This is a genomic window from Pseudoclavibacter sp. JAI123 (genome assembly GCF_013409665.1).
GTDB lineage: Bacteria > Actinomycetota > Actinomycetes > Actinomycetales > Microbacteriaceae > Pseudoclavibacter.
In genome coordinates this window covers 424,362-437,246 of the sequence record NZ_JACCCM010000001.1, presented here as the reverse complement: position 1 = coordinate 437,246, position 12,885 = coordinate 424,362, and the positions used below count along the sequence as shown (strand labels likewise).

At 68.9% G+C, this 12,885-nt stretch carries 10 protein-coding genes; 5 read left to right on the top strand and 5 right to left on the bottom strand.

The annotated features are described in order from the left end of the window. The first annotated feature begins 73 nt into the window (after window positions 1-73). Both HDC34_RS02120 and HDC34_RS02115 read left to right on the top strand, forming a co-directional pair. Window positions 74-688, top strand: a complete 615-nt coding sequence (locus HDC34_RS02120; RefSeq protein WP_179555648.1) for a TetR/AcrR family transcriptional regulator — start codon at window positions 74-76, stop codon at window positions 686-688. Further along, window positions 685-1,392 (top strand): NADPH-dependent F420 reductase, encoded by a 708-nt coding sequence (locus HDC34_RS02115; protein WP_257023056.1) that lies wholly within the window; start codon window positions 685-687, stop codon window positions 1,390-1,392. Before HDC34_RS02120 ends, HDC34_RS02115 begins: the two co-directional genes overlap by 4 nt. Window positions 1,393-1,493: 101 nt before the next feature. Here HDC34_RS02115 and ppsA read toward each other — a convergent pair whose 3' ends face one another. Continuing rightward, window positions 1,494-3,929: a phosphoenolpyruvate synthase gene (ppsA, locus tag HDC34_RS02110; RefSeq protein WP_179555646.1), complete on the bottom strand. Its 2,436-nt coding sequence runs from the start codon at window positions 3,927-3,929 to the stop codon at window positions 1,494-1,496. A 124-nt stretch (window positions 3,930-4,053) separates the two neighbouring features. On the opposite strand from ppsA, the gene HDC34_RS02105 reads away from it, so the two are divergent. Further along, window positions 4,054-5,493, top strand: coding sequence for an XRE family transcriptional regulator (locus tag HDC34_RS02105; protein WP_179555645.1), 1,440 nt, complete (start codon window positions 4,054-4,056; stop codon window positions 5,491-5,493). Between the two features lie 47 nt (window positions 5,494-5,540). After that, window positions 5,541-7,778, top strand: a complete 2,238-nt coding sequence (locus HDC34_RS02100; protein WP_179555644.1) for a beta-glucosidase — start codon at window positions 5,541-5,543, stop codon at window positions 7,776-7,778. A gap of 76 nt (window positions 7,779-7,854) precedes the next feature. On the opposite strand, the gene HDC34_RS02095 is transcribed toward HDC34_RS02100, so the two are convergent. Then, window positions 7,855-8,457: a TetR/AcrR family transcriptional regulator gene (locus HDC34_RS02095; protein ID WP_179555643.1), complete on the bottom strand. Its 603-nt coding sequence runs from the start codon at window positions 8,455-8,457 to the stop codon at window positions 7,855-7,857. Window positions 8,458-8,609: 152 nt separating this feature from the next. Between HDC34_RS02095 and HDC34_RS02090 the strand changes: the two genes are divergently transcribed. Then, the gene (locus HDC34_RS02090; RefSeq protein ID WP_179555642.1) at window positions 8,610-9,323 is read left to right on the top strand and encodes an SDR family oxidoreductase; all 714 of its coding nucleotides are present in this window, start codon (window positions 8,610-8,612) and stop codon (window positions 9,321-9,323) included. Between the two features lie 90 nt (window positions 9,324-9,413). Here the strand turns inward: HDC34_RS02090 and HDC34_RS02085 are convergent, their stop codons facing one another. The 3 genes from HDC34_RS02085 to HDC34_RS02075 form a co-directional block, all read right to left on the bottom strand. Further along, complete coding sequence (locus tag HDC34_RS02085; protein WP_179555641.1) at window positions 9,414-10,277, bottom strand: alpha/beta fold hydrolase; 864 nt, start codon at window positions 10,275-10,277, stop codon at window positions 9,414-9,416. 46 nt (window positions 10,278-10,323) lie between these two features. Beyond that, window positions 10,324-11,319, bottom strand: a complete 996-nt coding sequence (locus HDC34_RS02080; RefSeq protein ID WP_179555640.1) for an NADP-dependent oxidoreductase — start codon at window positions 11,317-11,319, stop codon at window positions 10,324-10,326. Between the two features lie 136 nt (window positions 11,320-11,455). After that, window positions 11,456-12,682: an MFS transporter gene (locus HDC34_RS02075; RefSeq protein ID WP_218854861.1), complete on the bottom strand. Its 1,227-nt coding sequence runs from the start codon at window positions 12,680-12,682 to the stop codon at window positions 11,456-11,458. Between the last annotated feature and the right edge of the window lie 203 nt (window positions 12,683-12,885).

Below are 12,885 nucleotides of genomic sequence, written 5' to 3'. Positions count from 1 at the left end.
GACGAAATGGAGATACTCTCCTCTTCGAGAGACGATACGGAGATGCTCTCCACTTTGTCAACCGAGGGGCACCATGACCGAATCCACCGCGAGCAAGCGCCGCGCGCCGCGCGCAGACGCACGACGCAACCGAGACCACATCCTCGACACCGCAGAGCAGTACTTCTCGGAGCACGGCGTCACCGGGTCACTGGATGCGATCGCGAAGCGAGCCGGCATCGGTGCCGGCACGCTCTACCGCCACTTCCCCAACCGTGAGGCGCTCCTCGCGTCGCTCCTCGCCGCACGCGACGAACAGCTCGTGGCCCGCCGGGATGAGCTCCTCTCCTCAGCGACAAACGCCGCCGAGGCACTCGACGGCTGGCTGAACGCGGTGACCGACTGGGCGTGCGCGTTCGACGGGCTCCCCGAACCGCTGCGCGCTGCCACGACCACCAACCTGTCCCCACTGGCTGTGACCTGCCAGGGCTTCATCACGACCACCGATGAGTTCCTCCGGGCCGCCCAGGACGAGGGAGAAGCGCGCGCCGACATCCGCGCGCTCGACCTCTTCCTCGCAGCCCTCGCCACCAGCTGGGTGCGAGGGGCCGCCATGGCAGATGCAGCCTCCGGTGCCGCGCTGGCGGCGCTCACGAGAAGCGGATGGGAACAGGCCCCCGACCACTCGAACACAAGGAGAACAGCATGAAGCGCATCGGAATCATCGGCAGCGGATCCATCGGAGCAGCAGTCGCCCGCCTGGCGGTCGCCGCGGGCTGGGAGGTGCTCATCGCGAACTCGCGTGGGCCCGCCTCCCTCTCGGAACTCGTCGAGGAGCTCGGCCCGCTGGCACGGGCGGGTGACGTCCGCGAAGCCGTCGGATTCGGCGAGATCCCACTCCTCGCGGTTCCGCTCGCGGCATACCCGAACCTGCCGCAAGACGCCTTCGCAGGCAAGACCATCCTCTCGACCGGCAACTACTACCCGCACCGCGACGGCCGGATCGAGCAGCTCGACAGCCTCGCCACCACAACCGCCGAGTACGAGCAGGCACTGCTGCCGGACACGCGCATCGTGAAGGCGTTCAACAACATCCTCTTCACCCACATCCCGAATCTCGCCAACTCGACACCGCGCACCGCGCTTCCGATCGCGGGCGATGATGCCGCCGCCAAGGCACGTGTCTCGGAACTCGTAAGCGCTCTCGGTTTCGACACCGTCGATGCCGGGACGCTTGCCGAGTCGTGGCGCTTCGAGCCGGAGTCCGGCGCGTACACGCAGATCTATGTCGCTGACCTGGCCGCGTTCCGCGCCGACTACCTCAGCGACCCGGGCGCGCCGCTGCCGGCAGACCGGCTCACCGAGATCCTTTCGACCGCGCACCGCGCGGACGTGGGCGCGCGACAGTTCTGATAAATCACCACCTGAACGCCACGGCGTCGTTCAGCCGGGTCTGAGCAAGCACCTGCGCACGAGCCGGCACCCCACTCAGGTGGGGCGCCGACTGCTCTCCATCAGCGGTTCGCCGCGAGCCTCGTCCACGTCTCGACGACCGTGTCGGGGTTGAGCGACAGCGAGGAGATGCCGCGGTCGAAGAGGTACTGGGCGAGTCCCGGATGGTCGCTGGGCGCCTGCCCGCAGATGCCCACGTACCGGCCGTGCTTCGTGCAGGCCTCAATTGCTAGGTCGATGAGCCTCAGCACGGCGGGGTTGCGCTCGTCGAAGCTGTCCGCGACGAGCGCCGAGTCTCGGTCGATCCCGAGCGTGAGCTGCGTGAGGTCGTTCGACCCGATCGAGAAACCGTCGACGACTTCGAGGAACTGCTCGGCGAGGAGCGCGTTCGAGGGCACCTCGCACATCATGATCACCTCGAGGCCGTTCTGGCCGCGGCGCAGCCCGTTCTCGGCGAGACGCGCGACGACGGCCCGAGCCTCCTCGACCGTACGCACAAACGGGATCATGACCTTAACGTTCGTGAGCCCCATGTCGTCCCGAACGAGCCGGATCGCCTCGCACTCGAGCGCGAACGCCTCCGCGAACTCGGCGGAGATGTACCTGGACGCGCCGCGGAAGCCGAGCATCGGGTTCTCCTCGACCGGCTCGTAGCGGGCACCGCCAAGCAGGCCGGCGTACTCGTTCGACTTGAAGTCCGAGAGGCGCACGATGACGGGCTTGCCGTCGAACGCCGCGGCGAGCGTCGCGACCCCCTCGGCAAGACGCCGCACGAAAAAGTCGGCCGGGGAGTCGTAGGCGGCGATGCGCTCGTCGATGGCGGCGCGGATGCCCTCCTCCTGGTCGTCGAGCTCGAGCAGCGCACGGGGGTGCACGCCGATCTGGCGCGAGATGACGAACTCCATGCGCGCGAGCCCCACCCCGTCGTTCGGCAGCGCGGCGAGCGTGAACGCGGCGTCGGGGTTGCCGACGTTGAGCATGATCTTGCCCGGCAGCTCGGGGAACGAGTCGAGCTCGATGCGCTCCACCTCGATGGGCAGGATGCCCTCGAGCACCGCCCCGGTCTCCCCGTCCGCGCAGGTCACGGTGACCTCGTCGCCGTCCGAGAGGCGCTCGGTCGCATCCCCCGCTCCGACCACGGCGGGGACGCCGAGCTCGCGGGCGATGATCGCGGCGTGACAGGTGCGGCCGCCGCGGTTCGTGACGATGGCGGATGCGCGCTTCATGATCGGCTCCCAGTCGGGGTCGGTCATGTCGGCGACCAGCACGTCGCCCTGCTGGAACTCGCTCATCTGCGACGGCGAGGTGAGCAGGCGCACGACACCGGCGCCGATGCGCTGCCCGATTGCCCGACCCTCGACAAGCGTCGCGCCGCGCTCCAGCAGGCTGTGCCGCTCGAGGGTGCCGGCGGCCCGCTGGGAGATGACGGTCTCGGGTCGAGCCTGCAGGATGTAGATGCGCCCGTCGATGCCGTCCTTGCCCCACTCGATGTCCATGGGCCGCGCGTAGTGCTCCTCGATCGCGAGGGCCGCCTCGGCCAGCTCGGTGACCTCGGCGTCGGTGATCGAGAACCGGCGCTGCGCATCCACCGGCGTCTCGACGAACTCGGTGGTGCGACCGACGCGGGTGTCCTCCGTGAAGACCATCCGGGTGGCCTTGCTGCCGACTCGGCGCGACAGGACGGCGGGCCGCCCCTCGCGGAGGGTGCGCTTGTGCACCGTGAACTCGTCCGGGTTGACCGCGCCCTGCACGACCCCCTCGCCGAGCCCGTAGGCGCTCGTCACGAACACGGCGCCGTCGTAGCCCGACTCGGTGTCGACGCTGAACATGACCCCGGCCGCACCCTCGTCGGCGCGCACCATGCGCTGCACGCCGACCGAGATCGCGACCCCGGTGTGCGCGTAGCCCTGGTGCACCCGGTAGGCGATGGCCCGATCGGTGAAGAGCGACGCGAACACCTTGCGGGTGGCGGCGAGTACGTTCTCGATGCCGGCGATGTTGAGGAACGTCTCCTGCTGCCCCGCGAACGACGCGTCGGGGAGGTCCTCGGCCGTGGCGCTCGAGCGCACCGCGACGAGCAGCTGGCCGTCGGTCTCGGCCTCGAGAGCGGCGAAGGCCTTCCGAATGGCAGCCTCGAGCTCGGGTGCGAGCGGGGCGGCTTCGATGCGAGCGCGGATGCGAGCGCCGACGATCGCGAGGCGAGCCACGTCGTCGACGTCGAGGCCCACGATCTCGCCGCGGATCCACGTGTCGATGCCCGTCTCGCGCAGGTGTCGGTTGAAGGCGCTCGCCGTCGTCGCAAAGCCGTTCGGGACACGCACCCCGGCATCCTGCAGGTTGGCGATGAGCTCGCCGAGCGAGGCGTTCTTGCCGCCGACCTCGGGGATGTCGCCGAGGCGCACGGCGCTGAAGGGAAGCACGTAGACGTCGTCGCGGGCGGATGCGTCTGCGCCGGTGACTGCGTCTGCGGAGAGCGGGGGTTCGTGGAGCAGAGTCATGGTGGGTCCTTCTGGTGTCGTCGTTGACGGGTATTGACGGGTGACCCCAGTATTCGGCGCATTTCGGGTGGTCTTTCGAAGAAATGCGCGTAAAGAAGCTCAGTTCTTGCGCTAGCGTCATGCCATGCCCGCCGACGTGTACACCGCCTCCGTACTCGGAGCCCGCATCCGCCACTACCGCTCGCTCGCGAAGCTCACGCTCGACGACCTCGCGGCGCTGCTCGAGACGAGCCCGAGCCGCATCTCGCTCATCGAGAACGGGCGCCGCGAGCCGAAGCCGTCAGAGTTGCCCTCCTTCGCGAAGGCCCTCGGCGTGACGGTCGAAGACCTCGTGCGCGCCGAGGCGCCGAACAGCCGGGCCGCACTTGAGCTTGAGCTAAAGCGCGCCCAGTCGTCGCCACTGTTCGCGGGTCTCGGCCTGCCGAAGCTGCGCGGCGGCAAGGGCATGCCCGACGACACCCTCGAGACGCTCGTTGGGCTCCACCGGGAGCTCGAGCGGCGGGCAGCGACCGCCTCGGCGACGCCGGAGGAGGCGCGCATCCGCAATACCCAGCAGCGGGCGTGGATGCGGGAGCGAAACAACTACCTCCCCGAGATCGAAGCGGTCGCCGAAGAGCGCCTCCGCCAGGTGGGCCACGTCGCCGGGGCGCTCACGCACCGCGAGGTGCACCTCATGGTCGAGCAGCTCGGCCTCGAGATCGTCTACGCCGACGACCTGCCCCGCTCCACGCGCAGCATCACCGACCTCGAGAACGGGCGCATCTACCTCCCACCGGAGTCGATCCCGGGCGGCCACGGGCTGCGCTCCATCGCCCTGCAGGCCGTCGCCCACCGCATCCTGGGCCACACGCCTCCCGACTCGTACGCCGATTTCCTGCGGCAGCGGCTGGAGATCAACTACTTCGCCGCCGCCTGCCTCATTCCGCGCACCCAGGCCGTCGATTTCCTGAGCGCCCGCAAGAAGGACCGCGACCTCGCCGTCGAGGACTTCCGCGACGCGTTCGGCGTCACGCACGAAGCGGCCGCCCTGCGCATGACGAACCTCATGACCGAGCACCTCGGGATGCGTGTGCACTTCCTCCGCGTCGGCTCCGTCGGCGAGGTCTACAAGGCCTATGAGAACGACGATCTGCCCTTGCCGCTCGACGTGACCGGCGCCGTCGAAGGGCAGATCGTCTGCCGCAGGTGGGGCGCCCGCCGAGCGACGGAGATCGAGCACCGCACCACCGAGTTCTGGCAGTACACGGACACCCAGGCCGGCACGTTCTGGAGCACCATCCAGACCGGCAAGTCGGCCGAGGGGGTCTTCTCGATCACCTTCGGGGTGCCGTTCGACGACGCCAAGTACTTCCGCGGGCGCGACACCGACAACCGCCAGGTCTCGCGCTGTCCCGACGAGACCTGCTGCCGGCGACCCGACCCGGCGCTCGCGGCCCGCTGGGCGGGACGCGCGTGGCCGAGCGCGCGACTGCACGCGCAGATCCTCGCATCCCTCCCAGCAGGCCGCTTCCCAGGCGTCGACGACAGCGAGATCTACGCTTATCTGGAACGGCACGCGCCCTGATCTCCGGGCCGCGAGCACTCCCCCGCACGACCGATCGGAGCATCACGATGACCCACGCCGAGCACCTCGACGATCTGACCATCGAGGAGAAGGCGTCCCTGACGAGTGGTCGCAGCTTCTGGTCGACGAAGGCGGTCGATCGAGTTGGCGTCCCGGCGGTGACGCTGACGGATGGCCCGCACGGCGTGCGCTTGCAACGTGAGGGTGGCGACCACCTCGGGCTCGCTGACAGCCTGCCCGCCACCTGCTTCCCGCCCGCCGTGGCGCTCGGCGCGAGCTGGGATGCGGACCTCGCACGCCGGGTCGGAGTCGCGCTCGGCGAGGAGGCAAAGGCGGAGGGCGTCGGCGTGCTGCTCGGCCCCGGCATCAACATCAAGCGCTCCCCGCTCTGCGGCCGCAACTTCGAGTACTTCTCGGAGGACCCGCTCGTGAGCGGCGTCATGGGCTCAGCACTCGTGGGCGGGCTGCAGAGCCAGGGCGTCGGCTCCTCGCTCAAGCACTTCGCCGCGAACAACCAGGAGACCGACCGGCTGCGGATCAGCGCTGACGTCGACGAGCGCCCGCTGCGCGAGATCTACCTGCGCGCCTTCCAGCGCGTCGTCACCGAGCAGCAGCCGTGGACGGTCATGTGCTCGTACAACAAGATCAACGGCGTCTACGCCTCCGAGAACCACTGGCTCCTCACGACCGTGCTGCGGGAGGAGTGGGGCTACGAGGGCCTCGTCGTCTCCGACTGGGGCGCCGTCGACAACCGGGTCACCGGCGTCGCCGCCGGGCTCGACCTCGAGATGCCGTCCAGCGGCGGACGCACGGATGCTCAGCTCGTGGATGCGGTGCGCTCCGGCGACCTCGACGAGCAGCACGTGACCACGGCCGCCCGCCGTGCGCTTGAGCTCGTCGACAAGATCGTCGCGGGCGCAGACGAGTCTGCGAGCTACGACGCCGACGAGCACCACGCGCTCGCCCGCGAGGCGGCTGGACGCAGCATCGTGCTGCTCAAGAACGACGGCGACCTCCTGCCCCTCGACCTCGGCTCCGACGACACCCTCGCGGTCATCGGCGAGTTCGCGCGCACGCCCCGCTACCAGGGCGCCGGCAGCTCGCTCATCAACCCGACCCGCCTCGACGACGCCCTCACCGAGCTGAGCCGGGTCGCCGGCGACCGGGTGCGGTTCGCGCCCGGTTTCACGCTCGACGACTCCGGAGACACCGAAGCGCTGCGAGCGGATGCGGTCAAGACCGCCGCGAGCGCATCCGTCGCCGTGCTCTTCCTCGGCCTCCCCGCGCACGAGGAGTCCGAGGGCTTCGACCGTGAGCACATCGACCTCCCCGCCGACCAACTCGAGCTCCTCGCCGCGGTGCAGGCCGCGAACGAGAACGTCGTCGTCGTGCTCTCCAACGGCGGCATCGTGCGCACCTCGACCTGGCAGCACCTCGCGCCTGCCATCGTCGAGGGCTGGCTCCTCGGTCAGGCCGGTGGCGGCGCGACCGCCGACGTGCTCTTCGGCGTCGTCAACCCCTCTGGGCGCCTCGCCGAGACCATTCCGGTACACCTCGAGGACTCCCCGGCCCACCTCGGGTTCCCCGGCGCCTTCGGACACGTCCGCTACGGCGAGGACATCTTCGTCGGCTACCGCGGCTACGACGCGCGCAGCACCGAGGTCTCGTTCCCGTTCGGCCACGGCCTGTCGTACACGAGCTTCGCCTACGACAACCTCGCCGTCGACGTCCAGGACGGCGGCCTGCGCATCCAGGTGGAGGTCACGAACACGGGCAGCCGGGACGGGCGTGAGGTCGTGCAGGTCTACACGGGCCTCCCGGGCTCCGCTGTACCGCGCGCGATTCGCTCGCTGACCGCGTTCTCGGTTGTGGAGGTCGCGGCCGGATCGACGGCAACCGTCACCATCGAGGTCCCGCGCTCCGAGCTCGCCTACTTCCACCCGATCGCCGGGCAGTGGACGGTCGAGGGCGGCGAATACCGCATCGAGGTCGGCGCCTCGAGCCGAGACATCCGCGTCTCCACGCACGTGGGCGTCGCGGGTGACGACCTCGCACTGACCTTGGACGACACCTCGACCATCGCGGAATGGCTGGACGACGAGCGAGGTGGGCCGCTGCTCCGCTCCGCCCTGCTCGACGGCGAGAGCGGCCTGTCCGGGATGCTGGCCGACCCGGAGATGCTCAAGATGCTCGGTTCCATGCCGCTCGGGCGCGTCGCTGCGTTCCCGGGAAGCCCCCTCGACGAGTCGGCGCTCGGCGAGCTCGTGGCGAGCGCGAAGCGCTAGACGCAGCACACTGTGCCGGTTCGGGAGCTCCCGGACCGGCACGCCGGGTCGGGACGGGCCAGTCAGGTCAGTCGGGTCAGGCGGGCAGCACCACGCTGACCTGCGCCCGCACCTGCTCGACGATCTCGTCGTCCGACAGCGAGGCGTTGACCGACGCCGCCATGGTGGTGAACATGATCGCGGAGACGACCTGCGCGAGTGCGCGCGCGGTGTCGGCCGTCGCCGCGGTCTCGCGGTCGATGACGTCAGCGACGAGGTCCTGCGTCTGGCTCGTCAGTTTCAGCGCCTCGGCGTGCCGCGGCTCCTGGGGATCACCGAAGACCATCTCGCGCAGGTAGGTGCGGCCGTTCTCGACCTGCTTGCGGTTGCACGCCACGACGGGGCGAAGCACGGCAAGCACGCCGTCGAGGGCACCAGTCGCCTCAGCTGAGGCCGCGCGGCCCTCTTCGAGTGCGGTCTCGTACATGGAGTTCTGCACGAGCAGCAGCAGCTCGCCTTTGGTCTTGGCGTAGAGGAAGAGCGTGCCGGTGCCGATGTCGGCCCGGTCAGCGATCTCCTGCGTTGTGACGTCGTCGACCCCGCGCTCGGCGAAGAGCTCGCCAGCCGCCGCCGTGATGCGCTCGAGCTTGTCGAGCTTGTTCCGCTCGCGGCGTCCCAGTGGCCGGCCGTCGGTGGTCATCGGATCTCCTCCGGGAATAGATATTGAGCAGGCTCAGTTATGAGTTTAGTCGCTATCGACTGAGGACCGGTGCTCACGCCGATTCTTCCACGCCGCCCCAGGGGCCCGTCATCATCACTGACCAGACGACCCGAGCAACAGAAAGACCACCCATGCCCTCACTCAACGGAGCAGTTGTCCTCGTCACCGGCGCGAACGGGGGCATCGGCACGAACTTCGTGCGCGAGGCTCTCGCCCGCGGCGCATCCAAGGTCTACGCCACCGCCCGCACGCCCCGCAGCTGGGACGACGAGCGGATCGTGCCGCTCACCCTCGACGTCACCGACTCGGCATCCATCGCCGCAGTCGTCGACGCGGCGCCGGACGTGACCGTGCTCATCAACAACGCGGGCGCCTCGGTCTCGTCCCCGAGCATCCTGTCCCACAGCGATGAAGAGATTCGGGCGAACGTCGCGACCAACTTCCTCGGACCCGTCTTCCTCGCGCGCGCCTACGCGCCACTTCTCGCGAACCGTGAGGGTGCCGCCATCATCGACGTGCATTCAGCCCTCAGCTGGTATGCGGTCAATGGCATCTACAGCGCCACGAAGGCTGCGCTCTGGTCCGCGACGAACTCGTTGCGCCTCGAGTTGCTCCACGCCGGCGTCCACGTGGTCGGCGTCCACGTGGGCTGGGTCGACACGGCCATGGCCGCGCACACGGACGACCCGAAGACCGACCCGGCCGCGCTGGTCTCCAAGGTCTTCGACGCGACCGAGGCCGGCGAGTACGAGGTGCTCGCCGACGAGACGTCCGTGCAGTTGAAGGCCGGGCTCAGCGCCCCGCTCGAGGCGGTCTACCCGCAGCTCGGTGGGTCAAGCAGCTAGCAGCAGACCCCCGGATACAGAGTGGCGCGCCTCCCAGAGCTCTCTGGAAGCCGCGCCACTCCTGCGTGCGTCTGACCGGGCCCACCAGCGCTACCGGGTGAGGAACTCGACGGCGAACCGCGCGAACTGGTGATGGTACTGGAAGATGCCGCCGTGGCCCGAGTCGGAGTAGATGACGAGCTCGGAGCCGGAGATGCGCCTGTGCAGGTCGTTGGAGAGCACCGATGGCACCATGCGGTCGTTGTCACCGTTGGCGATGAGGGTCGGCTGCCTGACCTTCGAGAGGTCGGAGGGCGCGGAACGGCCGTAGCGCTGGATGGCCCCCAGCTGCGTCTGGAACGCCTTCAGGCTGATCGACGTGTCGCGGTCGACCGTGCGCTCGGACAGCCGGGCGACGAACGCTTTCGCGGCCCGCTTGCCGCGATCGTCGCGGTTGAAGAAGAGGAACTCCTTGATGTCGGAGCGGGTGAGGATCGAGCGGACGAGGTCGAGGTATGTGACACCGACGACCTTGTCCATGTCCTTGCCGCCGCGCGGACCGGTGCCCGTGAGCACGAGCCGGCGCACGAGGTCGGGGTGCTTGACGACGAGGTCCTGCGCGATCATCCCTCCCATGGAGAAGGAGAAGATGTCGATTCTGTCGTAGCCGAGGGCGGTGATGAACTCGTACGCGTGGTCGGCGGCTTCCTCGATGGTTCTCGGGACGGTTCCCGTTGAGGCGCCGACGCCCCGCTGGTCGAAGGTGATGACGTGGCGCTTCTCGGCGATGGGGTCGACGATGCGGGGGTCCCAGTTGTCGAGCGTGGCCGCGAGGTGCACGAAGAAGATGACGGGAATGTCTTCCCTCGGGCCCAGCTCACGGTAGGCGTAGCTGATGCCGCCCACGGTGACGCTCTTCACCGGGGCGAGCGCGTACGAGGTGACGACGGGCTCATTGGATGCGGTGGTGCTCATGATGTTCTCTCTCGAATCTCGACGAAGGCGGTGCGGACGGCACTCGCTACGGGATGCTGACGACCGTCTTGCCGCGAATACCGCCGTCCCTCAGCGACTCGAGCGCCTGCACGGTCTCGTCAAAGGGGAAGACCCGTCCCACGACGGGCTTGAACGCTCCGCTCTCGACGAGCGCCGAAATCTCCCGCAGTTGCTTACCACTCGCTCTCATGAAGAGGAAGCGGTACTCGACGCCGAGGCGTTTCGCCTGCTTGCGCACCTTGCCGCTGAGCCCGGCAATCGCGAGGCGCAGCACGGGGTTCAGGCCCGCGCTGCGGGCAAAGTCCGGGGTGGGCGGACCTGAGATCCCGACGGCGATCCCGCCTGGCTTCAGGATGCGGAGCGACTTCTCGAGGTTCTCGCCACCGAGGCTGTCGAGCACGAAGTCGTAACCGCTGAGGAGCTGCTCGAAGTCCTCGTTGCGGTAGTCGATCGTGTGGTCGGCGCCGAGCCCACGGACGAACTCGGCGTTGGCCGCGCTCGCCGTGGTGGCGACCTCGGCACCCAGGTGCTTGGCGAGCTGGATCGCGATAGACCCGACGCCGCCCGCTCCGGCGTGGATCAGAACCTTCTGTCCGGGCTGCACACGACCGATCTCGACGAGCGCCTGCCAGGCGGTGAGGGCGACGAGCGGGAGCGAGCCCGCCTCTTCCATGGAGATGGAGGACGGCTTCGGCGCCGCATCCGCCTCGTCGATCGCGATGCGCTCGGCGAACGTGCCGATGCGGTGGTCGCGGGGCCTCGCGTAGACCTCGTCGCCAGGCCGGAACGCGCGAACGGCGGCGCCGACCCGGAGCACCGTGCCGGCGACATCGTGCCCGAGGGTCAGGGGCAGCTTGTACGGCAGGATCTGCTTGAACTCGCCGATGCGGATCTTCTCGTCGAGCTGGTTCACGCCGGCGGCCTGCACCTGGACAACGACGTCGTGGTCGCCGACGACCGGTTCGGCGACGTCGGCCTCGCGCAGAGGCGTCTTGTACGTGGAGAAGGTGAACGCTCGCATGGGTGAGGCTCCGGATTCGAGATCGCGTCGGTGAATCGCCCGCATCTGCCGAGCGTACTCAATTCTGAGTTTACTCAGTTATTTTGTCAAGAGCTTCGTCCGAGGCGGCGATCGACAGACACCTGCGCACGAACCCCTAGAGACGCCCGCCCCTCCGCGCTACGACGATCAGCACGACGACCGCGGCACACATCGCTCCGACCACCGTCGCGGCGACCAGGACAGCCATGGCGAGCGTCCCTCCCGTGGCGATGGCCCCAACCCCGATCGCGGTGCCCGCCTGCAGGGCGTACGCGATGACGTAGAGCAGTGACAGGCTCGCGCCTCGGTGATGCGCGGGCGCGAGCCTGTTGATGAGGCCGAGCCCGCCAGTGAATGCGAGTGCGTAAGCGACGCCGCCGACGAGGCACCAACCGAAGAAGAGCGGCAAGGAGCCGAACACGCTCGCCGCGGCCATGAGCACGAGACTGAGCAGAGTCACGATGGCGCCAGCCAGCACGGAGGCCTGCGCCGAGATCCGGGAGAGGAGCAGGCCCGTGACGCCGATCGTCGCCGAGGAGCAGGCCAGGATGACGCCGATCAGTGCGCTGTTCTCCGTATCCGCGAACTCCCGGATCATGTGCGCGCCGAGGGACAGGAAGATCGCGCCGACGCAGTACGCAAGCGCGACCGACAGGGTCGAGACCGTGAAGCCCAAGCGAATGCCCGCCGGCACCCTGGGCCGCTGCGGGCGCCAGCGGCGACGCTCCTTAGGCCGGTCGTCCGGCGAGAGCACAAGCAGCCAGATGTTGACCGCCGCCAGGCCCAGGAGCACGACGTAGCTCCAGACGAGCGGCATCGCGACGAACTCCGCGAAGAGGCCGCTGAGCGCAAGCGCGGCCGTCAGCCCGACGGCGGTGGAGACGGTCGCCGTCGAGCTCGCGAAGCGTGGGCTCGCGTTGGTGTTGTTCTCCACCAGCGCGGCGGTGGCTGCGCCCATCGCAAGCCCTGCCCCGAGGCCCTGCAGCACCCGTCCCGCAAACAGGAATCCAACGTTCGGCGCGACCGCGAACACGAGGGCCGAGACGCCGATCAGCGCGACGCCCCCGACCATCACGAGACGCCGGCCGAACACGTCGGAGAGGTTCCCGAAGAGGGGCAGCGCGACTACAAGGGCCACCTGGTACGTGGCGAAGACGCTCGTCACGACGACAGGTGAGAGGTTCCACTGATCGGCGTAGAGCGGATACAGCACGCTCGGCGCCCCGGACGACCAGAGCGCCAGGGCGAGCACGAACGCGGCGGCCCAGAAGGCGCGGCGCGTGCCTGGGCGCGATGGCGCCGGGTGCAGGTCAGCCTCGGGCAGTTGGCGTGCTCGGCGCATCCGAAGTCTCCTCGGGCTCGTCGTCGGCGGGTGGCACCGGGGAGGCACCGCCTGGCACGACCATAGGAAGCTGGCTCTGTTTTAGCAACCCAGATGGTCGCTCGCGGTCACACTGAAGACCACGCACGGCAGGCGAGCCTGACTCCGGGCTTATCTGGCTCCGGGCTCACCTGGCTCCGAAAAAGGAAGTCAGGTTAGAGTCG